Genomic DNA, 22,670 nt, shown 5'->3' with positions numbered 1-22,670 from the left:
GTGATTTGCCCCCAGGCCCTGCCGGAAAACCCGCAACCCCACCGGAAGGCACCGCCGCAAGCGGGGCGCCGGGTTTTTTTGGACAGAGCAACCATGGATCTTGAATTTTTTCTGCATGCGCCCTTCTGGATAGCGCTGGGGCAGATCGTCGTCATCGACATCCTGCTGGGCGGCGACAACGCGGTGGTGATCGCGCTCGCCTGCCGCAAGCTGCCGCCGGCGCAGCGCACCAAGGGCATCGTCTGGGGCACGGCGGCGGCGATCGCGCTGCGCGTGGTGCTCATCGTCTTTGCCATGTCGCTGCTCACGCTGCCCTTTCTCAAGCTCGCGGGCGCGCTGCTCCTGGTCTGGATAGGCGTGAAGCTGATTGCGCCGCAGGAAGACGCACACGAAGGCATTCAGGGCAGCGACAAGCTGCTGGCCGCGATCAAGACCATCGTCGTGGCCGACGTGGTGATGAGCCTGGACAACGTGATCGCGATCGCCGCCGCAGCCAAGAACGCCGGCCAGTCGCACGAGCTGGTGCTGGTCATCCTCGGCCTGTTGATTTCGGTGCCCATCATCGTCGGCGGCTCGGCGCTGGTGATGCGCCTGATGGAGCGCTTTCCGGTGGTCATCGTGCTCGGCGGCATGCTGCTGGGCTGGATTGCCGGCGGCATGCTGGTGAGCGACCCGGTCTTCACCCATCCCGAGCAGTGGCTGTGGGCGCCCAAGTTCGGCACGCTCGGCGCCGATGGCCTGGCCGACATGCCGCCCGCCATCTACTACGGCGCGCATCTGGCCGGCGCGCTGCTGGTGCTGGCCCTCGGAAAGTGGCTGCTGGCGCGGCGCCAGGCGGCGCAGCCGGCCGCCGGCTGAGCCGCGCGCCACGCCAGGCGATGCTATCCTGAAGCCATGCGCATACTTGTCAAATGGGCCTTGCACGCTGTGGCGCTGCTGTGCGTGGCCTACCTCTACAGCGGCGTTGAAGTGCACAGCTTTGCCGCCGCCCTGGGCGCGGCCTTCGTCATCGGGTTGCTGAACGCGGTGCTGCGCCCGGTGCTGGTCATCCTGACGCTGCCGGTGACCGTCGTCACGCTCGGGCTGTTCCTGTTCGTGATCAACGCGCTGATGTTCTGGGCCGCCTCGGGCCTGCTGGGCGCGGCCTTTCAGGTGCACGGCTTTGCCGCGGCGCTGATCGGTTCGCTCCTGTATTCGCTGCTCGGCCTAGTCATCGAGTCGGCGCTCGCGCGTCTGTTCCTCAAGCAGTGATTTGACCGCCGCCAGGCGGGTGTCGATGATCGACGCCTCGATGTAATCCTGCGCGCCCGCGCTCTTGCGCGCCAGGTCCTGGCCGGCGCGCAGGCGGTCGACCGCGCCGGCATAGTCGTAGTGCGCCGCCTGCACCTCGGCCTCGGCGCGCACCGCGCGCAGCATTTGAGCGTCCTGGCGCCAGATCTGGGACAGCGCCTGCCATGCGCCGCCATCGGCCGGGTGCAGGCTGACCCAAGTCTGCAGCGCGTCGGCCATGGCAGCGCCCTGGCCGTTGGCCAGCAGCACCCGCGTGCGCAGCAGCAGCTCGGCGCGCGTGGGCTCTGTACTGGCCGCGCCCAGCGCCTTGAGCGCGGCGGGCGCGTCGCCCGCAGCCAGCTCCAGCTCGGCGCCCAGCCAGCGCGCCTGTTGCAGCGCCGGCGCCTCGCCCTGCAGGTCGGCCTGCAGCAGCAGCAGCGCGGCCCGGGCGTTTTTCCATTCGCCCAGTTGCATGGCGGCCAGCACCGCCTGGGTGCGCACCGTGACGCGCCGGGGCAGCGCGCGCGCGGCCAGCTCGGCATCCTGCCCGTCTTCCAGCCATTGGCGCCACTGCGCCACGCCAGGGCGCATCAGCACGCGGGCGCGCGCCTGCGCCATCAGGTGCGTGAGCGGCGCGGGCGCGGGCGGCGCCAGATCGCGCGGCAGGCGCGCATGCATGTCGGCAATGCGCTGGCTGGTCAGCGGGTGGCTGCGCAGCCAGGGCCAACTGCCGTTGTCGTTGAGCCGGTTGGCCGCCTGCAGCTTGTCGAACATGGCCACGAAGCCCTGCGGCGCAAAGCCCGCGGGCTGCATCAGCGCCAGGCCCACGCGGTCGGCCTCGCGCTCCATGTCGCGCGAGAAATTGAGCTGGTTTTGCACCGCCAGCGCCTGCCCGCCCACCATCAGCGCCTGGCCCGCGTCGGGGCTGCGCGTGGCGGCGATCGCGCCCAGAATCATCGCGCCTATCATCAGAGGCGTCTGGCGCTTTTCCTGCGCGATCAGGCGCGGGATGTGGCGTTGGGTGACGTGCGAGAGCTCGTGCGCCAGCACCGAGGCGAGCTGCTCAGGCGCGTCCACCACCGCCAGCAGCCCCAAGTGCACGCCGAAGAATCCCCCGGGCAGCGCAAAGGCGTTGACCGTGCGATCGCGCACCAGCATCACCTTCCAGGCAAAGCGCTCGTGCATCTCGGCGGTCATCTCGCCGCGCGCGAGCGCCGCCTGGATCAGCCGCGCCAGTTGCCCCTGCACATAGTCTTGCAGCACCGGGTCTTGCACGTAGGAGGGGTCGCGGTAGATCTCGGCGGCGATGCGCTCGCCCAGCGCGCGCTCGCTGGCCAGCGACATCTCGTCGCCCTCGCCAAGCGATGGCAGCGCCTGCGCAAGCGCCTCTGCGGGCAGCGCCGCGGCCACAACAATAACGATAGCTGCCAGCGCTTGCCACACAAGCGTTAGAGCACGATTTTGCTTGGAATATTGCACACCAGACTCAGGAACCTGTCCCCAGGGCAAAACCGTATGATGCCCGCTCCCCCTGAAGGTTTCGCCGCCATGACCGACTCGCCGCTCACCCACTTCGACGCCCAGGGCCAGGCCCACATGGTCGACGTCGGCGCCAAACGCGCCACGCACCGCATCGCGCTGGCCACCGGCCGCATCCGCATGCAGCCGGCCACGCTGCAGCAGATCAGCGCCGGCAGCGCGAAGAAGGGCGACGTGCTTGCAGTGGCGCGCATCGCCGGCATCATGGCCAGCAAGAAGACCAGCGAACTGATCCCGCTGTGCCACCCGATCGCCCTCACCCGCGTGGCGCTGGACTTCGAGCTGCTGGAGGGCGAGAGCGCCGTGCAATGCAGCGCCCGCACCGAAACCGTGGGCCCTACCGGCGTGGAGATGGAAGCGCTCACCGCGGTGCAGGTGGCGCTGCTGACCATCTACGACATGTGCAAGGCCATGGACCGGGGCATGGTGATCGAGGGCGTGTGCCTGCTGGAGAAGCACGGGGGCAAGTCGGGGAGTTTTCTGCGCCGCCCCCCTGCTGTCTGAGCACGCCGTTCGGCGCACAGCCGGCTATTGCGGCAGCGCCCGCTGCAGAATCGCCGCCACGTCAAACCCGCTCAAATCCACAGCCCCGGCCACGCGAGCGCCCAGGCCGGCCGGCCCCAGCCGCGTGGCGATGAAGGCATCGGCGATGAAGGCCGGGGCGTGCTGGCGCAGCAAGCAAGCCTGTGCCAGCAAGACCATCTGCTGCACGAACACGCGGCCCAGCGCCTCGAGTTCTTCGGGCGGGCGGGCCAGCAGCGCGGTCACCGACTGCATCAAGGCCTTGAGCGCAGGTTCCGCCAGGGCCACCGGGGCCAGTTCCGCCAGCAGCGCCTTGGCCGCTTCAGGCTCGCGCGCGAGGGCGCGCAGCACGTCCAGGCACATGACGTTGCCCGAGCCTTCCCAGATGGAATTGACCGGCGCCTCAAGAAACAGGCGCCCGACGATGCCGTCCATGATGTAGCCGTTGCCGCCCAGCACCTCCATGGTTTCGCCCGTGAGCTCCACGCCGCGCTTGCAGACCCAGAACTTGGCGGCGGGCGTCATCATGCGTTTCCAGGCGCGCTCGGCAGGCGTGTCGTCGCGCTCATACGCCCGTGCCAGGCGCATCAGCAGCACCAGCGCCGCCTCGCTCTCCAGCGCCATGTCGGCGAGCACCGCGCGCATCAGTGGTTGATCGGCCAGCGCCTTGCCAAAGGCGTGGCGCTCACGCGCGTAGTCGATGGCCTGCACCAGCGCCTGGCGCAAGATCGCCGCGCTGCCGACGACGCAGTTCAGGCGCGTGAAGCTCGCCATCTCGATGATGGTGCGTATGCCCTTGCCTTCCTCGCCCATCAGGATGCCCCAGGCGTCGTGGAACTCGACCTCGCTGCTGGAGTTGCTGCGGTTGCCCACCTTGTCCTTCAAACGCTGGATGTGGATGGCGTTCTTGCTTCCATCAGGGCGCCAGCGCGGCACGTAAAAGCAGGCAAACGGCCCGCCCTCGCCGACGCGCGCGACGACCAGGTGCGCGTCGCACATCGGCGCCGAGAAGAACCACTTGTGCCCGCGCAGCAAATACTCCTGCCCGCGTCCGCCCGCGCCCACGGGCGTGGCCACGGTGGTGTTGGCGCGCACGTCCGAGCCGCCCTGCTTCTCGGTCATGCCCATGCCTACCCAGATGCTGTCCTTTTGCGCAATGGGCAGGTCGCGCGGGTCGTAGGCGTCGCTGTAGAGCTTGGCGCCCAGCTGCGCCCACAGCGCCTCCTCGCGCTTGATCAGCGGGATGCAGGCCTGGGTCATCGTCGCCGGGCAGAGCGTGCCCTGCTCGATCTGCCCATGCAGATAGAAACCGGCCGCCCAGGCCGTCCAGCGGCCCGCCTTGCGCTCCTTGAATGTGAGCGAAATCAGACCCTCGCCCCGGTACATCGCCATGAGCTGGTGCCAGCTCGGGTGGAACTCGATCTGGTCGATGCGCCGCCCGCGCGTGTCGAAGGCGTGCAGTTCGGGCGTGTGGCGGTTGGCCATGGCGGCCAGCTCGTAGGTGTCGGACTGGCCCAGCAACTGCGCGTAGCGGGACAGCTGCGGCATCGCCCATTCGGCGCCGTCGCGCCGGATGGCCTCGCTCAGCGCGGGGTCGGTGGCCAGCAGGTCGTAGTCGCGCAGTTCGCTGACCTGGTTGAAGACGTCGTGGGTATGCCAGCTCATGGGGTTCCTCCGGGTTCGGTTGCTGCCATGGGGCGCGCCTGAAAACGCCGCGCCAGCGCTGCGCAGGCCATCAGTTGCACCTGGTGGTAAACCATCAGCGGCAGCAGCAAGGCCCCCATGGTGCCACCGGCGAACAACACCTGGGCAATAGGCACACCGGTCGCCAGACTTTTCTGCGACGCAGCAAACAGCGCGGTGATGCGCTCGGCCGGCGCGAAGCCCAGCCGCAACGTGGCCAGATGGCAGCCCCAGAGCACCAGCGCCAGCAACGCCAGACAACAAAGCAGCAACAACGCCAGGCGCTGCGCGGGCAACTGGTGCCACAGGCCGTCGACCACCGCCTTGCTGAAGGCGGTGTAAATCACCAGGTAGATGGAAGACTGGTCCACATGGCGCAGCAGGGCGCGGTGCTCTTGCACCCAGCGGCCCAGCCAGCGCCGCGCCCACTGGCCGAGGACAAAGGGCAGCAGCAACTGCAGCGCCACGCGCGCGAGCGCCTGGCCAAAGTCCAAACCCTGCACCGCCGAGCCCATGAGCAGCAACACCAGCGCAGGCGTGGCAAACACCCCGACCAGGCTGGAGACGGCGGCGGCGCAGACGGCGGCCGACACGTTGCCGCGCGCCATCGAAGTGAGCGCGATGGCCGACTGCACCGTGGACGGCAGCACGCACAGATACAGCACGCCGCGCGCAAGGTCTGCCCCAAGCAGAGGTACAAGCAGCGGCTGCGCAGCCCAGCCCAGCAGCGGGAAGGCAACGAAACCCACGGCCAGCACGAAGCCCTGCAGGCGCCACTGCGCCATGCCTTGCAGCACCGCGGCCAGGGACAGCTTGGCGCCGTGCAGAAAGAACAGCAGCGCGATCGCCGCATTCGTCAGCAGTGCCGCGCCCTGCGCTGCCGCGCCGCGCACCGGCCAGAAGCTGGCCAGGACGATCAACGCGACGAGCGTCAGGATGAAGGGATCGGGCAGCCAGGCCGGTCTTTGCATGCGCCTATCTTGCACCGAAGCGCCAGCGCGCGGAACCGGCGCCGGGCTACACTTTTGCCCGCTCCCCCGACGACAGACCAAGCGCCATGGCCCTGCTGCCGACCCTCGACACCCCGACCATGATGGTGATGGTGATTGCCGGCACCCTGAGCATGGCGCTGGCCATGGCCTTCGTGCGCACCGCCCGGCGCGAGGGCACGGGCTTCTGGGCCTGGGCGCTGCTGCTGCACGCCGCCACTTATATGCTTTTCATGCTGCGCGGCCAGGTGTCGGACTGGTTCAGCGTGGTGCTGGCCAATACCGTGCTGGGCGGCACCTTCGCCCTGCTGCTGGCTGCGGTAACCGCGTTTCATGGCCGCGCCCAGGTCCGCAGCTGGCTGCTTGCGCCGGTGCTGCTCACCGCAGCGCTCAACGCCTTGTTCGTGCACGACCTGCGCCTGCGCCTGCTCACCAGCAGTTTCATCCTGAGCATCCAGATTGCGCTCATCGTCTGGGCGTTGTGGCGCCCCCAGCGCCCGGGGCAGCCGCGCGGCGCCATGCTGATCACGCTGGCGCTGTCCACCGAGGCAGCAATCCTGCTGCTGCGCGGGCTCTGGTATCTCACGCACCCGGCGCCGGCGCAGGGCTTGACCAGCAACGGGGGCGCGCAAAGCATCACCTTTTTGTCGGCCTTCGTCGTGGTCTTGCTGGCCTCGCTGGGCTTCATCCTGATGACGCGCGACCGCGCCGAAGCCATCAACCACGAACTGGCCAACAACGACTTGCTCACCGGCATTGCCAACCGGCGCCTGTTGCAGAAGACCCTGCAGCGCGACGCCCAGCATGCGATGCGCCAGCGCGAAGCCTATGCGGTGCTGATGGTCGACATCGACCATTTCAAGGCCATCAACGACAGCCGCGGCCATCTGGCGGGCGACGCCGTCCTGCGCCACGTGGCCCAGTTGCTGCGCACCCGCCTGCGCAGCCAGGACATGGCCGGCCGCTGGGGCGGCGAAGAATTCCTGCTGCTGTTGCCGGCCACCGATGCCGAGGGCGCCACCCGACTGGCGCAGGCGCTGCGCGCGCTGGTGCAAGACACGCCCTGCCGCTACGAGGGCAGGTTGATCCCGGCGCAGATCAGCATCGGCGTGTGCGCCGCGACGCTGCAGCCGGGCGACCGCGCCAAATGGCTGGTGGATGCGGCCGACAAGGCGCTGTACCGCGCCAAGGAGCGCGGGCGCAACAGCGTCGAGCAGGCGCCGCTGCTGCGCCCGAGCGCGCCCGTGCCGACGCAGGGCTGAGCGCGCCGCGCAGCCCGTACGGCGCCGGCGCGCTGCCGATACACTTGAGCGCGATGCCAGCGCAGGCAGCGCCTCCAGGCCCGCATGAACCTCCCGTATCGCTTCGACACGCCCTCGATGCTCGTGATGATTATCGTGGCCACGGCGGCCATGGCCCTGGCCATCGCCGTGGTGCGCCCCGCGCGCCGCGAGGGCCTGGGGCTGTGGGCGCTGGCGCTCCTCGCTCATGCGCTGGCCTATGTGCTCTTGCTGACGCACGCGCTGCTGCCTGACGGCCTGGGGCTGGTGCTGGCCAACGCCAGCCTGAGTCTGGCCCTGGCGCTGCTGCTGGGCGCGGTGCATGCCTTTCACGCGCGGCCGCTGCCGCGCACGCCCATGGCCTTGCCGGTGCTGGTCGTGCTGCTGCTGGCGGCGTGGTTTGCGCAGGACTACCGCGCGCGCATCCTCGTGACATGTACCGTCTGGTCGCTGCAGATCGCGCTGGTGGTGCATGCGCTGTGGCGCCCGCAGCGGCCGGCGCAGTCGCGCGGTGCCTGGCTGCTCAGCGGCGCGCTCAGTGTGCAGGCGCTGCTGCTGGTCGCACGCGGCCTGTGGTTCATCGGCCATGTACCGCCGGGCCCGGGCTTTTTGCAGGGCGGCGACTTCGACGCGCTGGCGCTGGTCTGCTCGCACGCGGTACTGGTGCTGGCCTCGCTCGGTTTCATCCTGTTGACCAAGGACAGGGCCGACGCGGTCAACCTGCACCTGGCCAGCAACGACCCCTTGACCGAGATCCCCAACCGGCGCCAGTTGCAGCGCACTCTGGCGCGCGACATCGCCCGCGCGGTGCGCGAGCGCCAGCCCTACGCGCTGCTGCTGGTGGACGTGGACCACTTCAAGGCGGTGAACGACCGCTTCGGCCATGCGGGCGGCGATGCGGCGCTGCGCCACGTGGCGCATTTGCTGCAGCAGCCGCTGCGCCAGCAAGACCTGGTAGGCCGCTGGGGTGGCGAAGAGTTTCTCGTGCTGCTGCCCGCCACCTCGGCCACGGGCGCCCAGCTGGTGGCCGAAAAGCTGCGCCAACGCATTGAGCGCACGCCTTGCAGCCACCTGGGCCAAGACATTGCGCTCACGGTGAGCATAGGCCGCTGCGCCGAGGTGCTGGAACCGGGCGACGAGCCCGGGCATCTGGTAGAAACCGCAGACAAGGCGCTGTACGCCGCCAAACGCGCCGGGCGCAACCGGGTGGAAAGCGCTTCGCTGCCGCGCATGCACTTGCTGCGCGGCGCGCAGGCCGCGCCCGCACGCCGGCCTGCTGGCGCAGAACCCACTTGATTCAGGAAAACACCCCCATGACCCCTTTTGACAGCACCCTGGCCGGTGAGCGTCTGGCCCAGACCTGGGACGAAGACCTGACGCAGCAGATCAGCGACTACATCGAGATCCCGGCCAAATCGCCGGCCTTCGCCGCCGACTGGCAGGCCCAGGGCCATATCGACACCGTGGTGCGCCGCGCCTGTACCTGGGTGGAGCAGCAGCAGGTGGCGGGCCTGGCGCTGGAGGTGGTGCGCCTGCCCGGGCGCACGCCGCTGATCTTCTTCGAGGTGCCCGCAGCGCACACCGCCAGCGGCCAGACCGCGCTGATGTACGGCCACCTGGACAAGCAGCCCGAGTTCGAGGGTTGGCGCAGCCACCTGGGGCCGTGGACGCCAGTGATTCAGGACGAAAAGCTCTACGGCCGCGGCGGCGCGGACGACGGCTACGCCATCTACGCCAGCGTCGCTGCCATCAAGGAGCTGCAGCGCCAGGGCGTGGCGCATCCGCGCATCGTCGGTCTGTTCGAGACCTGCGAGGAAAGCGGCTCCTACGACCTGCTGCCCTACGTGGACGCGCTGCGCACGCGCCTGGGCGAAGTGGCGCTGGTGGTCTGCCTGGACTCGGGCGCGGGCAACTACGAGCAACTGTGGCTCACCACCAGCCTGCGCGGCATGGCCAGCGGCACGCTCAAGGTGGAAATCCTCACCGAAGGCGTGCATTCGGGCGATTCCTCGGGCCTCGTGCCCTCGTCGTTTCGCATCATGCGCCAGGTGCTCGATCGGCTGGAAGACTCGCGCACCGGGCGCCTGCTGCCCGAGAGCTTTCATGTACCGGTGCCGGCAGAGCGCCTGGCACAGGCACAGGCAGCGGCCGCCATCCTGGGTGATACGGTGATTTCCAATTTCCCTTGGGCGCATTACGACTGCGCGGGCGCCAGTCTCCAGGCGCTCGCGACCACGAGCGACCCGGTGCAGGCGCTGCTGCGCCGCACCTGGGAGCCGACGCTGTCGGTCACCGGCGCCGAAGGCCTGCCAGCGCTCAAGGACGCGGGCAATGTGCTGCGCCCCTACACGGCATTCAAGCTCAGCCTGCGCACCCCGCCCACGGTGGACGCCGGTGCCTGCGTGGCCGAGATGCAGCGCATCCTGGAAGACAACGCGCCCTACCAGGCGCGCGTGAGCTTCCACGTCGACGGCGCCGCCAATGGCTGGAACGCCCCGGCCGTGGCACCCTGGCTTGCGAGCGCCCTGGACGAAGCCAGCCAGGCACACTTTGGCGCGCCTTGCGGCTACATCGGCCAGGGGGGCACGATTCCGCTGATGAACATCCTGAGCCGCGGCTTTCCGCAGGCGCAGATGATGGTTTGTGGCGTGCTTGGCCCGCGCAGCAATGCCCACGGACCCAACGAATTTCTGCACCTGCCCTACGCCAAGCGCTTGACGGCCGTGGTGGCGCAGGTGCTCACGCGCATGGCCGCGCAGGCGCCGGGTTCTCCGCAGACACTGCAGCCGCAGCAGCAAGAAGCGCCGGGGCCGCAATAGCCCGCGCGAGTTGCACCGCGCACAAAAAAGCGCGCGGCGGCCGGGGCGGGCGACGCGCGCAAGAGAGAGACGGATACCGGGCACCTGTGGCCCGGCCAGCGCTAGGCAACCATGCCTACGCCGAGAAATCCCAGCACGATCAGAATGATCGTGATGACGACAAACAGATAGAAGAGCGTCTTGGCGATCGATGCCGTGCCGGCACTCAGGCCGCTGAAGCCCAGCACCCCGGCAATGACCGAGACGATTCCGAAAATGATGGCCCATTTGAGCATGGTGACCTCCGTGAATATGGGGTGCACGGCTCAGGGCCGTGCTGGTGCGCCGGCCGCCCCGAGGGGCAAGCGGCGCGGGGCTGCTTACCAGACGTAGTGGTTGCGGGTTTCCCAGTCGCTCACCTGCTGTTCAGCGGCGTCGCGGGCCATGCCATGGCGTTCCTGCAGCTTGCCCAGCAACTGGTCGCGCCGGCCTGCGATCACGTCGAGGTCGTCGTCGGTGAGCTTGCCCCACTGCTCCTTGACCTTGCCCTTGAATTGCTTCCAATTGCCCTTGATGGTGTCTTCGTTCATTTGAACCTCCTGATGGTTTGTTGCTTGGTTGAATCGGATGGCCTCGATGGCCCGGCTTACTTGTTTGCCGGACGTATCACGAGGTTGTTGTGCACTGCGCGCACGCCCTTCTGGGCACTGGCGATCTGGCCAGCGCGGGCGCGCTCGGTGGCGCTCTTGGCAAAGCCGTTCAAGGCCACTTCGCCATTGAGGGTTTGCACGTTGAATGCGCCGGCATCGACGGTCTTGTCCTCGATCATCTTGGCCTTCACGGCGGCCGTGATCGAGGCGTCATCCATGTAGTCGCTGGCGGTTTCCTGGCCGCGGATCACCGAGCAGCCGGTGGCCACCAGGGCCATGCTGGTCATGGCCGCGAGAAGAACGGTACGTATTGCTTTCATTTGACATCTCCTGCGTTGAACAAACTGTGGATTCGGTAATGGCCTGACTCAGTGCCTGCGTCCCAGCAGAAACGCCAGCGTGGCTCCGGTGGCTGCGGCAACCGCCATGGACTGCCAGGGACGGGCGCCCACCCAGTGGCTGGCGCGCTCATGGGCCTCCTGCAAGGCTTCGGTGGTCTGTTCGTAGGCGTCGCGGGCCAAGGCCTTGCCGTGGCTGGCGAGCCGGCGACCGCTCTGTTCCAGCCCGTCAATTCCGGGCTGCAAATCCTCGCGCAGGGGCGCCACCACGTCGGCGGCGCTCATGCTGGCGGTTTGTGTCTGCTGCGTCGCGTCGCTGGTTTTGTGCGCGGCTTCCAACTTGTTCATGCTTACTCCGTTGCGTGTTGTGAGGGATGGTGCAGCGCGCATGCCGGAGGGCTTGGCGCACTGCGTTTTGTGCATGGATTTCAGAATAGGAGAAGGCTGCGGCCAGCGGCATAGGCGGCGCGCGCTTTGCCGCGTCGGACGCGGTGCGCCGCCCGTGTAGGCGCTGTCTGACGCGGCGGCGGGCGGCCGCTCGCGCGGCCTTCAGGCGGGAGCGGCGGCGCTCGAGGGAATCAGTGCGATGAGCTCGCAGCCAGCGCCTGGGTGCGTCTTGAGCTGCAGTTCGCCGCCGCAGGAGAGCAGGCGGTGGCGCATGCCGGCCAACCCGTGGGTGCCGTGCGTGAGCGCTTCGGGGTCAAAGCCCACGCCGTCGTCGCACACGCTCACGCGCACCCGGCCCGCGTCGGCATGCATGTCGACGCTGACCCGGCTGGCGCGGGCGTACTTGCCGACGTTGGTGAGCGCTTCCTGCACCATGCGGTAGACGGTCAGCTCCGCACCCGGATCGAGCTCGACCGCCTGCAGCCGCACCTGCATCTGCAACCCCGAGGCCTCGCCAAACTCGCGCAGCAGTATCTCCAGCGCCGGCACCAGCCCGAGGTTGCGCAGCGCCGAAGGGTAAAGGCCCTCCATGATGCGCCGCTTCAGTGCTATGGCCTGGTTCAGGCTGTCCCTGAGGTGCTCCAGGCGCTCGCGCACCTGTTCGGGCTCGCCCGCCAGGCGCGAGCGCAGGCGCGCCACGTCCAGCTTGGCGGCGGTCATCAAGGCCCCGAGTTCATCGTGCAGCTCGCGCGCCAGGCGGGCGCGCTCGTTCTCTACCGCTTCCTGCAGATAAGTCGCGAGCATGGCCAGCGCCTGCGTGCGCCGGCGCACCTCGCTCTCCAGCTCGCTGCGCTGCGCGAGCAGCAGCTGGCGCTCGTGCAGGTCGGCCTCGCGTAGGCGAAAGCGCTGCTGGATGTACAGCACGAAGCCGCTGAGCAGCGCCATGACCGCAGCCAGGAAGGCGAGCCGGAAGTAGTTGACGAAGCTCGCAAAGTCGCGGTTCTTGTCGGCGATGAGGGCGTCGGCGTCGGCCATGATGCGCTCGCCGCTGGCGCGCAGATCCGCCGCGGCGTCGGAGGTGCCGGCGAACAGCGCCGCCTCGGGCTTGCCGCCGCGCGCGAGCTGCACCACGCGCGACAGCTCGGTCATGCGCCGGCGCGCGTCGGCGCCAAACGCCATCAGTGGCCCCGCATCCAAGGGGGTGCGCGCGGCGCTGGTGCTGAGCTGCGCGAGCAACTCCTGCACATGCCCTTCGGTGCGGTCAAAGCGCTGGTGGTAGACCGGCTCGTCGGTCAGCAGGATCGCGCGCAGCGCCGACTCGGCAATGTCGAGCTGGTTGTTGATTGCGTCGACCGACTCACGCACCGCCTGAACGTCGATGCGCTCGCCGTTCAAGTCAATGAACTTCTGGTAGGACTGGTTGATCAGCGCCAGCAGCGCTACCGCACAGGTGACCGCGATCACCAGCGCCACGCGCAGCGAGCGGGTGCCGCGCAGGCGCCGCGGCGCGGCTGCGGGGGCAGGCGCATTCAGCACGTCATGGCCTGGCTGCATAGAATCGAGCGAGCGGCCCGCGGGGGCGCCGCCACACGCCGGGAGGGCAGGCTTGCAATGATCACGATAGGCATTGTGGACGATCACGCCATCGTGCGCACGGGTCTGCGGCAGTTTCTCTCGGAGCAGGTTGACCTGCGCGTGGTCGGCGAAGCGGCAAGCGCGCGCGAAGCCATAGACCTGGTGCGCAACACCGAAATGGACGTGATGCTGCTGGACCTGTCCATGCCCGGCGCCAGCGGCATGGACGCGCTCACCATGGTGCGCGCCAAGGCGCCGGACCTGGGCATTCTGGTGCTTTCCTCCTACTCCGAAGAGCACTACGCGATCAATCTGATCCGCATGGGCGTCAACGGCTACCTGAACAAGGAATGCGATCCGCAGGAGATCGTCACCGCGGTGCGCACCATCGCGGCGGGCAACCGCTACATATCGGCCAACGTGGCGGCGCTGCTGGCGCAGCAACTGAGCAACCCGGGTGAGGGACCGGTGCATGAACAGCTCTCGGAACGTGAGCTGCAGGTCTTTCTGCACCTGGCGCGTGGCGCCACCGTGGGCGAGATCGCCGAGACCCTGTCGCTCTCGGTCAAGACCATCAGCACCTACCGCGCGCGCGTGCTCGAGAAAATGCAGCTGCACTCCAACAGCGACCTGACTTATTACGCGCTCAAGAACCACCTGATCCAGTGACCGGCGGCGCGCGCGGGCCGCAGCGATTCGTTCAGCGCTCCTGAGGCAGGCCGCGGCAGTAGTCGATCAGCGCATCGATGTCGGTGGACTTGTCGAACACCGCGTCCGCGCCCAGCGCCAGGCAGCGTTCGCGTACCGCAGGCGTAGCGTAGTTGCTCAGCACCACCATCTTGCGTCCGCTGTCGCGCTCCTTGCAGGCTTGCAGCACGCCAAAGCCCGTGCCCTCGTGCAGGGCGATGTCCACGATGGCCAGATCCCAGTCGGTCTGCGGGTGCAGCAGTGCGTCGCTGGCGCTGCGCTCGTCGCTGGCAAAGCCGACCAGCGTAATGCCCACGAGTTCGTCCAGCGCGGCCTGCAGACTCTCGCGAATCGTCGGATTGTCTTCGACCAGGTAGGTGCGCAGGCGGCGCTCGGCGCCGGCCCTGGGTTCCGGGGCGGCGATGGGAGAAACTTCGGCTGAGATCATCATGGCGTGCACACCCGCGCGGCAGCGCGGGACCGGGCCAGCTGCGTGCAGCCCGCAGTCCGAGTGTGCCTTGTTTGCGCCGTCTTGGCATGTAGGACAAGCCCGCATTCGCCGGGCTGCCCGCGCGCCAGCCCAGCGCGCCGCTTCAGCCGCGCTCGCGCCCGCCTTGCACTACCAGGCGGCAGGGGTTGTGCCCGAACCAGTAGACGAGTTCGTTCGGGTGGTTGAGCTCCCACAGCGCAAAGTCGGCACGCAGGCCCGGTCGCAGCATGCCGCGATCTGCCAGGCCCAGCGCGCGCGCCGCCTGGTGGGTGATGCCGCCCACGGCCTCGCGCGGCGTGAGCCGGAAAAAAGCGCACGCCATGTGCGCGGCCAGCAGCAGCGACAGACCGGGCGCGGTGCCCGGGTTGTGGTCGCTGGCCACCGCCATCGGCACGCCTGCGGCGCGCAATTCGGCAATCGGCGGCTGGCGTGTTTCGCGCAGCATGTAGTAGGCGGCTGGCAGCAGCACCGCGACGGTGCCCGCGGCCTGCATCGCCGCGATGCCTTCGCTGCTCAGGTGCTCGAGGTGGTCGGCGGAGAGCGCGCCGAAGGACGCCGCAAGCTGCGCGCCGCCCTGGTCGCTGAGCTGCTCGGCGTGCAGCTTGACCGGCAGGCCCAGGGAGCGTGCAGTCTCGAACACCCGGGCCACCTGGGCGCTGCTGAAGCCTATGGTTTCGCAGAAGGCATCGACCGCATCGACCAGGTTCTGGGCATGCAGAGCGGGCAACCAGGCGCACACCGCGTCGATGTAGTCGTCGGCGCGGCCCTCGAACTCCGGCGCCAGCGCATGCGCGCCGAGGAAGCTGGTGCGCACCTCGAGCGCAAGCTCGCGCCCGAGGCGCCGCGCCACGCGCAGGCACTTGGCCTCGTCTTGCAGCGACAGGCCGTAGCCGGACTTGATCTCCAGCGTGGTCACGCCGCCGGCCATCAGCGCCTGCGCGCGCTGGCGCGCGCTGTGCGCCAGCGCCTCTTCCGATGCGGCGCGCGTGGCCGCCACGGTAGAGCGTATGCCGCCACCGGCGCGCGCGATCTCCTCGTAGCTGGCGCCGTTCAGGCGCATCTCGGCTTCGCCCGCGCGGTCACCCCCGTAGACCAGATGCGTGTGGCAGTCGACCAGTCCGGGCGTGAGCAGCGCGCCGGCAAGATCGATCTCCTGCGCCGGCCGCAGCTCGCGAGGCAAGGCCGAGAGCGGGCCGAGCCACTCGATCCGTTCACCCTCGGTGACGACCGCGCCCTTCTCCACCAGGCCCCAGTCTTCAGCGGCCAACGTCGCCAGTCGTGCATTGCGCCAGAGTTTTTGCATCGCCAGGGGTTCCCGCGCTTGCGCTTCAGTCGGCCCACAGGCGCGCAAGCAGCGCCCGGTTGCCATCGGCCGCACTGCCGTCCAGCACCAGGGCGTGCGCCGCTTCGATATCAGGAGCAAACAGCCGGTCTTCGGCATAGAAAGGCACGCGCGCGCGCAGCGTGGCGTGGGCGCGCTGCAGCGCCTGCGAGCTCTTGAGCGGCTGGTGCATGTCCACGCCCTGGCAGGCGGCCAGCCATTCGATGCCGAGGATGCTGGCGGTGTTGTCGGCCATCTCGGCCAGGCGCCGCGCGGCGAACGTGGCCATGCTCACGTGGTCTTCCTGGTTGGCGCTGGTAGGCAGGCTGTCCACGCTGGCCGGATGGGCGAGCGACTTGTTCTCCGAGGCGAGCGCCGCCGCCGTCACATGGGCGATCATGAAGCCGCTGTTCAGCCCGGCGTTGTGCACCAGAAAGGGCGGCAGGCCCGAGAGCGTGCTGTCGATCAGCAAGGCGATGCGCCGCTCGGAGATCGCGCCAATCTCGCTGATCGCCAGCGCCAGCGTATCGGCGGCGAAGGCCACCGGCTCGGCGTGGAAATTGCCGCCCGAGAGCACCTCGCCGGTGTCGGCAAACACCAGCGGGTTGTCGGTGACCGCGTTCGCCTCGATCAGCAGGGTGCGCGCGGCCTGGGCGATCAGGTCGCGGCAGGCGCCGAGCACCTGGGGCTGGCAGCGCAGGCTGTAGGGGTCTTGCACGCGCTCGTCGCCCACCAGATGCGACTGGCGGATCGCGCTGCCCGCCAGCAGCGCGCGCGTGACCTGGGCGAGCGCGATCTGCCCCGGCTGGCCGCGCAGCGCATGCACGCGCGGATCAAACGGCGCGTCGCTGCCCTTGGCCGCATCGACGCACAGCGCGCCGATCACCGTGCCGGCATCGAGCAGGCGCTCGGCCAGGAACAGACCGTGCAGCGCGAGCGCAGTGGAGACCTGGGTGCCGTTGATCAGCGCCAGTCCCTCCTTGGCTGCGAGGGTGAGCGGTGCAATGCCGGCAGCGCTCAGTGCATCGATCGCCGCCATGCTGCGCCCGGCCCAGCGCACCTGTCCCTGGCCGATGAGCGCCAGCGTCATGTGCGCCAGCGGCGCGAGGTCTCCCGAGGCGCCCACCGACCCCTTGGACGGAACCAGCGGCAACACCCCGGCGTTGAGCATGGCCAGCAAGGTATCTATCACCACGGGGCGCACGCCCGAGTGGCCGCGCGCCAGGCTCGCCGCCTTCATCAGCATGACCAGGCGCACCAGCGCATCGGGCAGCGGCTCGCCCGTGCCTACCGAGTGCGAGAGGATGAGGTTGTGCTGCAACTGCGCCAGTTGCGCGTGTGCGATCTGCGTCTTGGCCAGCTTGCCAAAGCCGGTGTTGATGCCGTAGGCGGGCTCGCCGCGCGCGACGATGGTCTGCACCGCAGCGGCGCTGGCCGCAATCGCCGCCTGGGCCGACGCGGCCAGCGCCACGGGCAGCGGCTGCTGCCAGAGAGCGCGCAGTTGCGCAAGCGTCAGGCCCCCGGGCTGCACCGTGAGCTGCGCGCCGTTGTGCTGCTGGCCGAGGCTCGCCGGCGCCACCGGCGAGAGCGCGACCCAGGCAAGCGCCGGTTCGCCCTCGCCGCCCGCTGCCTCGGGCACCAGCGCCTCGCCCGGCGCCGGTGCCGACCACCACAGGCCCTGGCCGGCGGTGAAGACCTCCGCGCCGCGGCGCCAGCGCCCCGCCAGCACCATGCACAGGCCGGCTGGCGTGCTGCCCGGCTGCCGAGGGCCGGCGACGCGCTGCAACTGGCCCTGCCAATGGCCGCGGCGCAGCATCAGGTTGACATCGCGCGAGGCGCCGCCATGGGGCTGAGCGGTGATCGCCGCCTCACCCGCGAAGGCGAACACCTGGCCGGGCTGGTGCAGATCGAACAGCAGACTGGCGTCGTCGGCCTGCAGCCGGGCGCCCTCGCCGTCGAGCAGCATGGTCTGGCGGTCGACCCCGGGCATGGAAGAAAACGGCGCGGCGCCCTGCAGCGTGGCCACGCTCACGCGCCACTCGAAGTCGTCGAGCGTGCTGCCAGCGGGCCAGCGCACGATCTCGCGCGTGCTGCCCGCGCCATTCTTCCAGGGCGTGCTCTCTAGGGTAGTGAGGTCGAAGCGATGCATGGCGCTGTTCCCGGGTGCGCTCAGGCCATCATCGGCAATTTCAGACCGAAGCGCCTGGCGGTCTCCAGCGCCTTCTCATAGCCCGCGTCCGCATGGCGCATCACGCCCGAACCGCAGTCGTTGACCAGCACACGCGCCAGGCGCTCGGCGGCGGCGTCCGTCCCGTCGGCCACGATCACCATGCCCGCATGCTGCGAATAGCCCATGCCCACGCCGCCGCCGTGGTGCAGGCTGACCCAGGTAGCGCCGCCCGCGGTGTTCAGCAGCGCGTTCAGCAGCGGCCAGTCGCTCACCGCGTCGGTGCCGTCCTTCATGGACTCGGTTTCGCGGTTGGGGCTGGCGACGCTGCCGGTATCGAGATGGTCGCGCCCGATGACGATCGGGGCCTTGAGCTCGCCGCTTTTCACCATCTCGTTGAACGCCAGCCCCGCCACATGGCGCTCGCCCAGGCCGAGCCAGCAGATGCGTGAGGGCAGGCCCTGGAAGGCGATGCGTTCGCGCGCCATGTCCAGCCAGCGGTGCGTGTGCTTGTTCTCGGGGAACAGCTCCTTGATCTTGGCGTCGGTCTTGTAGATGTCCTCGGGGTCGCCCGAGAGCGCTGCCCAGCGAAACGGGCCCTTGCCCTCGCAGAACATGGGGCGGATGTAGGCGGGCACGAAGCCGGGAAAGTCGAAGGCCTTCTTCACCCCCGCATCCAGCGCCACCTGGCGGATGTTGTTGCCGTAGTCGAAGGTCGGCACACCCATGGCCTGAAAGTCGAGCATGGCCTGCACGTGCAGCGCGCAGCTCTGGCCCGCGGCCTGCTTGAGTTCAGCGTGGCGCGCGGGGTCGGCGGCGGCGGCGCGCCATTGCTGCACCGTCCAGCCCCGGGGCAGGTAGCCGTTGATCAGGTCGTGCGCGCTGGTCTGGTCGGTCACCAGGTCGGGCTTGATCGCGCCGGCCCTGGCGCGCTGGACCAGCTCGGGCAGGATGTCGGCGGCATTGCCCAGCAGCGCGATCGAGACCGCTTCTTTCTTTGCGGTGTGCTGCTGGATCAGCGCCAGCGCCTCGTCGATGTCCCTGGCTTGCTTGTCCACATAGCGCGTGCGCAGACGAAAGTCGATGCTCGCCTGCTGGCATTCGATGTTGAGTGAACACGCCCCGGCCAGCGTCGCCGCCAGCGGCTGCGCGCCGCCCATGCCACCCAGGCCGGCGGTGAGCACCCAGCGACCAGCGAGATCGCCGCCGTAGTGCTGGCGACCGGCCTCGACGAAGGTTTCGTAGGTGCCCTGCACGATGCCCTGGCTGCCGATGTAGATCCAGCTGCCCGCCGTCATCTGGCCGAACATGAACAAACCCTTGCGGTCGAGCTCGTTGAAGTGCTCCCAGTCGGCCCACTTGGGCACCAGGTTGGAGTTGGCGATCAGCACGCGCGGCGCGTTCTCGTGCGTCTTGAACACGCCCACGGGTTTGCCCGACTGCACCAGCAGGGTTTCGTCGGCTTCGAGCTGGCGCAGCGATTCAAGAATCTGGTCATAACAGGCCCAGTCGCGCGCCGCGCGGCCTATGCCGCCATAGACCACCAGGTCTTGCGGGCGCTCAGCCACCTCGGCGTCCAGGTTGTTCTGGATCATGCGGTAGGGCGCCTCGATCAGCCAGTTCTTGCAGGCAAGCTGGCTGCCGCGCGGCGCGCGGATGTGGCGGGACGGATCGTGGCGGGGGTCGTTGGCTGTGGTCATGAGAAGCTCCAGGACAGTGGGAAGCGGGCCGGGCGCATCAGTGCAGGCCCAGATAGGCTTCGGTGAGAGAGGGGTCCTTGCGGGCGTCGGCAGCGCTGCCCTGCCAGACCGAGCGGCCGGATTCGAGCACGCAGATGTCGTCGGCCACCTTGAGCACGCGCTCGGTGTTCTGCTCCACCAGCAGCACGGTCAGGCCCTCGGCGCGCAGGGTATCGAGCGCCCGATAACACAGGTCGATGACCTTGGGCATGAGGCCGAGCGAGAGCTCGTCGATCATCAAGAGGCGCGGGCGCGTCATCAGGGCGCGGCCTATGGCCAGCATCTGCTGCTCGCCGCCCGAGAGGTTGCCCGCGAGTGAATCGAGCCGCTCGGCCAGGCGCGGAAACAGCGCGAGCACGCGGTCGCGGTCGTGCGCAAAGACCTTCGCGGGCTGCACCAGGCCGCCCACGCGCAGGTTGTCCTGCACCGTCAAGTCCTTGAACAGGCGCCGCCCCTCGGGCGAGATGGCCAGGCCCAGGCGCACGCGCTCCGTGGCGGGCAGGGCGCTGATGTCGCGCCCCTCGAACAACATGGCGCCTCCCTGCTGCTGCACATGCCCGGCAATGCACATCAGCGTGGACGACTTGCCCGCGCCATTGGGCCCGAGCAGCCCGGTGATCGCGCCGGGGCGCAGCTTCAGGTTCAGCGCGTGCACTGCCTGAAACGCGCCATAGCCGCAGGAGAAGTCGCGCAGTTCAAGCATGGTCTGCCTCCTCCTCGGCCCGGGTTTCGCTGCCGAGATAGGCGCTGCGCACCACGGGCTGCGCCATGACGGCCTGCGGTTCGCCCTCGGCGATCTTGCGGCCGTTGTCCAGCACCACCAGGCGCCGGCAGATGCGCAGCACCTCGCCGAGGTTGTGCTCGATCAGCACGATGGTCACGCCCTGGGCATTGATCTCGGCAATCGTGTCGGCCAGGCCCCGCGCCTCCTTCGAGTTGAGGCCGGCGAGCGGTTCGTCGAGCAGCAGCAGACGCGGATTGAGCGCCAGCGCACGCGCCAGCTCCAGGCGCTTGAGCACGCCCAGCGGCTGCGTCGCCGGGCTTTGCTCGGCCAAGTGCGCAATGCCAACGCGCTCGAGCTCCTTGCGCGCCTGGGCGAGTTCATGGGCGTCGGACACCTGCAGCAGCGCGCCCAGCGGGCGGCGCGTCTTGCTGCTGGCCGCGGCCATGGCCACGTTGTCCTGCAGCGAGATGCTGCGCAGCGGCCGCACCAGTTGCTGCGACAGCGCCAGCCCCATGCGGATGCGCTCGTTGATCGCCAGCTCGTTCAGGCGCTTGCCATCGAGCAGCACCTGTCCGCTGGCAGGGCGCACCACGCCGGTGATGGCGCGCAGCATGGTGGTCTTGCCCGCGCCGTTGGGGCCGATCAGACCGAGCAGCTCGCCCTCGGCGACGGTGAAGGACACGCCATCGACCGCCAGCAGCCCGCCAAAGCGCACCGTGACCGATTCGATGGCGAGCAGGGCTTGGGCGCTCATGCCTTGCCCTCCCGCAGCTTGCTTGCGGCAAACATGCGCCGCACCAGGCCGGCGATGCCGCCGGGCGAAAAGCGCATCATCAGAAACAGCAAGCCGCCATAGACCAGCAGCTTGTAGTCGCCGATCACCTGGAACCAGGCGGGCAGCGCCGAGAGCACCGCCGCGGCAATCACCACCCAGGCGACCGAGCCGATGCCGCCGAACACTACCATTGAGAGCACGGTGATGGATTCGATGAAACCGAAGTTCTCGGCGCCGATGAATTGCAGGTGATAGGCCAGCAGCGCGCCCGACAGACCCGCCAGCGCCGTGCCTATGGCAAAGGCCGCGAGCTTGTAGCGCGGCACGTCGATGCCGAGCACGCGCATCGTGTCTTCGTCTTCGGCAATGCCGCCAAACACCCGCCCCATCCAGGTGCGGCGGATGTAGATCGACAGGCCCGCGACCAAGGCCGCGAGCACGATGCCAAAGGCCATGAAGCCGAACTTGCCCATGCCGTGGTCGGGAATCGAGGAAACCCCCATCTCGCCGCCCAGCCAATCCTGCTGGCGCACGAAACCGACGAAGAGAAACACCACGCCCATGGTGGTGATGGCAAGAAAATCGTCGCGCACGCGCAGCGACGCCAGGCCGACGATGAGGCCGAGCACGCAGGCGAGCAGCATGGCCACCGGCAGCGTGGCCAGAAAGGGCCAGCCGGCCTTGCCGAGCATGGCGGCGGCGTAGGCCCCCACGCCCTGAAATGCCGCGTGACCCAGGCTGATCTGGCCGCAAAAGCCGGTGATCAGGTTCAGCGACAGCGCAAAGATGACGCTGATCGCCATGGTGGTGAGCAAGGTGATTTCGTAGTCCATGTCCGATCACCTCAGCGCCGCGCGAACAGGCCTTGCGGGCGCACCATCAGCACCACGATCAGGAAGGCGAAGGCGATCGCGTTGCGGTCCAGGAACTGGCCAATGTAGATCGTGCCGAAGGACTCGACCACGCCGAGCACCAGCGACGCTGCGAGCGTGCCCGGCACCGACCCGAGGCCGCCCAGCACGATGATGGCCAGCGCCTTGTACGAGGGCACGCTGCCCATGGTCGGCTCGACCAGGTTGTTCAGCAGCGCCACCCAGACACCGGCAAAACCCGCCAGCGCCGAGCCGACGAAAAAATTGATGTCGCGCACCTGGCGCAGCGAGATGCCAAAGGACTCGGCCATCTGCGGATCGGTCACCGTCGCCTGGCAGGCGACGCCGATGCGCGTGCGCGACTGCAGCCAGGCGAGCACGCCGATGATCAGCACCGTGCCCACCACCATCCAGACTTCGACCCGGCTCAGTTGCAGCCCGCCGCCCAGCGCCACCTGCCCTTGCATCTGCGGCGTGGCAAACGACAGCCCCTGGGCGCCAAACACGATGCGAAACGCCTCCTCCGAGGCGATGTACAGACCGATCGAGGCTATCAGCGCGACGAAGGGCGGCTGGCTCAGCAGCGGCTGGTAGGCCAGGCGGTACATCAGCACGCCCGCCAGGCCGGCGATCAGCGCCGCGCCGACGAAGGCCAGCGGCAGGCTGCCGCTGGCGTTGGTGATCAACACGCCGGCGTAGGCGCCCAGCGTGAACAGCGAGGCGTGCGCGACGTGCAGGATGCGCAGCAGCCCATACACCAGGGTCAGGCCCAGGGCAATCATCGCGTAGATGCTGCCCTGCACCAGCCCCTGGACGACGAGTTCGACGTACAGCATGGTCTGCCGGCGCCTTTCGCGTCGCGCTG

Annotated in this window: 23 protein-coding genes and 1 pseudogene; 7 read left to right on the top strand and 17 right to left on the bottom strand. The window is 68.8% G+C overall.

All coding sequences use genetic code 11. From position 1 onward, the window contains the following. Positions 1 to 93 precede the first annotated feature (93 nt). Positions 94 to 858, top strand: coding sequence for a TerC family protein (locus tag KUD94_RS12530; RefSeq protein WP_218237522.1), 765 nt, complete (start codon positions 94 to 96; stop codon positions 856 to 858). A 36-nt stretch (positions 859 to 894) separates the two neighbouring features. After that, a complete protein-coding gene (locus tag KUD94_RS12525) occupies positions 895 to 1,251 on the top strand; it encodes a phage holin family protein (RefSeq protein ID WP_218237521.1) in 357 nt (118 codons plus the stop codon). Here the strand turns inward: KUD94_RS12525 and KUD94_RS12520 are convergent. After that, on the bottom strand, positions 1,207 to 2,748 hold the full coding sequence (locus tag KUD94_RS12520; protein WP_370625871.1) for a M48 family metalloprotease: 1,542 nt from the start codon (positions 2,746 to 2,748) through the stop codon (positions 1,207 to 1,209). The two genes, KUD94_RS12525 and KUD94_RS12520, sit on opposite strands and share 45 nt — an antisense overlap. Positions 2,749 to 2,817: 69 nt before the next feature. Between KUD94_RS12520 and moaC the strand changes: the two genes are divergently transcribed. After that, the gene (gene moaC, locus KUD94_RS12515) at positions 2,818 to 3,312 is read left to right on the top strand and encodes a cyclic pyranopterin monophosphate synthase MoaC (RefSeq protein ID WP_218237520.1); all 495 of its coding nucleotides are present in this window, start codon (positions 2,818 to 2,820) and stop codon (positions 3,310 to 3,312) included. 24 nt (positions 3,313 to 3,336) lie between these two features. Here moaC and KUD94_RS12510 read toward each other — a convergent pair whose 3' ends face one another. Both KUD94_RS12510 and KUD94_RS12505 read right to left on the bottom strand, forming a co-directional pair. After that, complete coding sequence (locus tag KUD94_RS12510; protein ID WP_218237519.1) at positions 3,337 to 4,995, bottom strand: isovaleryl-CoA dehydrogenase; 1,659 nt, start codon at positions 4,993 to 4,995, stop codon at positions 3,337 to 3,339. Then, the gene (locus tag KUD94_RS12505) at positions 4,992 to 5,984 is read right to left on the bottom strand and encodes a bile acid:sodium symporter family protein (protein WP_218237518.1); all 993 of its coding nucleotides are present in this window, start codon (positions 5,982 to 5,984) and stop codon (positions 4,992 to 4,994) included. The genes KUD94_RS12510 and KUD94_RS12505 overlap by 4 nt, the downstream gene beginning before the upstream one ends. Positions 5,985 to 6,070: 86 nt before the next feature. On the opposite strand from KUD94_RS12505, the gene KUD94_RS12500 reads away from it, so the two are divergent. The 3 genes from KUD94_RS12500 to KUD94_RS12490 all read left to right on the top strand — a co-directional run bounded on the left by KUD94_RS12500 (position 6,071) and on the right by KUD94_RS12490 (position 10,101). Continuing rightward, positions 6,071 to 7,264, top strand: coding sequence for a GGDEF domain-containing protein (locus KUD94_RS12500; protein WP_255568827.1), 1,194 nt, complete (start codon positions 6,071 to 6,073; stop codon positions 7,262 to 7,264). A gap of 84 nt (positions 7,265 to 7,348) precedes the next feature. Further along, the gene (locus KUD94_RS12495; RefSeq protein ID WP_218237517.1) at positions 7,349 to 8,578 is read left to right on the top strand and encodes a GGDEF domain-containing protein; all 1,230 of its coding nucleotides are present in this window, start codon (positions 7,349 to 7,351) and stop codon (positions 8,576 to 8,578) included. Between the two features lie 17 nt (positions 8,579 to 8,595). After that, positions 8,596 to 10,101 carry a M20/M25/M40 family metallo-hydrolase gene (locus KUD94_RS12490; RefSeq protein ID WP_218237516.1) on the top strand — a complete coding sequence of 502 codons (1,506 nt, stop codon included), beginning with the start codon at positions 8,596 to 8,598 and terminating at the stop codon, positions 10,099 to 10,101. A 101-nt stretch (positions 10,102 to 10,202) separates the two neighbouring features. Here the strand turns inward: KUD94_RS12490 and KUD94_RS12485 are convergent, their stop codons facing one another. The 5 genes from KUD94_RS12485 to KUD94_RS12465 all read right to left on the bottom strand — a co-directional run bounded on the left by KUD94_RS12485 (position 10,203) and on the right by KUD94_RS12465 (position 13,009). Then, the gene (locus KUD94_RS12485) at positions 10,203 to 10,376 is read right to left on the bottom strand and encodes a DUF1328 domain-containing protein (protein WP_218237515.1); all 174 of its coding nucleotides are present in this window, start codon (positions 10,374 to 10,376) and stop codon (positions 10,203 to 10,205) included. An 84-nt stretch (positions 10,377 to 10,460) separates the two neighbouring features. Next, positions 10,461 to 10,670 carry a CsbD family protein gene (locus KUD94_RS12480; protein ID WP_218237514.1) on the bottom strand — a complete coding sequence of 70 codons (210 nt, stop codon included), beginning with the start codon at positions 10,668 to 10,670 and terminating at the stop codon, positions 10,461 to 10,463. 56 nt (positions 10,671 to 10,726) lie between these two features. Next, entirely contained in the window at positions 10,727 to 11,050 is a 324-nt protein-coding gene (locus tag KUD94_RS12475) for a BON domain-containing protein (protein WP_218237513.1), read from the bottom strand. Positions 11,051 to 11,098: 48 nt separating this feature from the next. After that, positions 11,099 to 11,416: a DUF883 C-terminal domain-containing protein gene (locus KUD94_RS12470; protein ID WP_218237512.1), complete on the bottom strand. Its 318-nt coding sequence runs from the start codon at positions 11,414 to 11,416 to the stop codon at positions 11,099 to 11,101. Positions 11,417 to 11,617: 201 nt separating this feature from the next. Beyond that, a complete protein-coding gene (locus KUD94_RS12465; RefSeq protein WP_218237511.1) occupies positions 11,618 to 13,009 on the bottom strand; it encodes a histidine kinase in 1,392 nt (463 codons plus the stop codon). Positions 13,010 to 13,066: 57 nt separating this feature from the next. Between KUD94_RS12465 and KUD94_RS12460 the strand changes: the two genes are divergently transcribed. Beyond that, positions 13,067 to 13,699, top strand: a complete 633-nt coding sequence (locus KUD94_RS12460; RefSeq protein WP_218237510.1) for a response regulator transcription factor — start codon at positions 13,067 to 13,069, stop codon at positions 13,697 to 13,699. Positions 13,700 to 13,730: 31 nt separating this feature from the next. On the opposite strand, the gene KUD94_RS12455 is transcribed toward KUD94_RS12460, so the two are convergent. From KUD94_RS12455 to KUD94_RS12420, 9 genes and pseudogenes are all read right to left on the bottom strand, one after another. Then, the gene (locus KUD94_RS12455; RefSeq protein WP_370625870.1) at positions 13,731 to 14,168 is read right to left on the bottom strand and encodes a response regulator; all 438 of its coding nucleotides are present in this window, start codon (positions 14,166 to 14,168) and stop codon (positions 13,731 to 13,733) included. Between the two features lie 142 nt (positions 14,169 to 14,310). After that, complete coding sequence (gene hutI, locus KUD94_RS12450) at positions 14,311 to 15,510, bottom strand: imidazolonepropionase (protein ID WP_218237509.1); 1,200 nt, start codon at positions 15,508 to 15,510, stop codon at positions 14,311 to 14,313. A gap of 25 nt (positions 15,511 to 15,535) precedes the next feature. Next, positions 15,536 to 17,107 (bottom strand): histidine ammonia-lyase, encoded by a 1,572-nt coding sequence (hutH, locus tag KUD94_RS12445; RefSeq protein ID WP_255569257.1) that lies wholly within the window; start codon positions 17,105 to 17,107, stop codon positions 15,536 to 15,538. Between the two features lie 135 nt (positions 17,108 to 17,242). Then, positions 17,243 to 17,677, bottom strand: a pseudogene (locus KUD94_RS14810) (HutD family protein); the annotation flags it as partial. A 20-nt stretch (positions 17,678 to 17,697) separates the two neighbouring features. Next, positions 17,698 to 19,395 (bottom strand): urocanate hydratase, encoded by a 1,698-nt coding sequence (hutU, locus tag KUD94_RS12440; RefSeq protein WP_218237507.1) that lies wholly within the window; start codon positions 19,393 to 19,395, stop codon positions 17,698 to 17,700. A 37-nt stretch (positions 19,396 to 19,432) separates the two neighbouring features. Further along, positions 19,433 to 20,137 (bottom strand): ABC transporter ATP-binding protein, encoded by a 705-nt coding sequence (locus tag KUD94_RS12435; RefSeq protein WP_218237506.1) that lies wholly within the window; start codon positions 20,135 to 20,137, stop codon positions 19,433 to 19,435. Further along, a complete protein-coding gene (locus KUD94_RS12430) occupies positions 20,130 to 20,912 on the bottom strand; it encodes an ABC transporter ATP-binding protein (protein ID WP_218237505.1) in 783 nt (260 codons plus the stop codon). Before KUD94_RS12430 ends, KUD94_RS12435 begins: the two co-directional genes overlap by 8 nt. Beyond that, positions 20,909 to 21,766 (bottom strand): branched-chain amino acid ABC transporter permease, encoded by an 858-nt coding sequence (locus KUD94_RS12425; protein ID WP_255568825.1) that lies wholly within the window; start codon positions 21,764 to 21,766, stop codon positions 20,909 to 20,911. The genes KUD94_RS12430 and KUD94_RS12425 overlap by 4 nt, the downstream gene beginning before the upstream one ends. 11 nt (positions 21,767 to 21,777) lie before the next feature. Continuing rightward, positions 21,778 to 22,641 (bottom strand): branched-chain amino acid ABC transporter permease, encoded by an 864-nt coding sequence (locus tag KUD94_RS12420; protein WP_218237504.1) that lies wholly within the window; start codon positions 22,639 to 22,641, stop codon positions 21,778 to 21,780. Positions 22,642 to 22,670 lie beyond the last annotated feature (29 nt).

This window comes from Comamonas sp. NLF-1-9 (assembly GCF_019195435.1).
In the GTDB taxonomy this organism is placed as follows: domain Bacteria; phylum Pseudomonadota; class Gammaproteobacteria; order Burkholderiales; family Burkholderiaceae_C; genus Comamonas_C.
The sequence above is the reverse complement of the archived record's forward strand: the minus strand, read 5'-3'. Positions and strand labels throughout refer to the sequence as shown.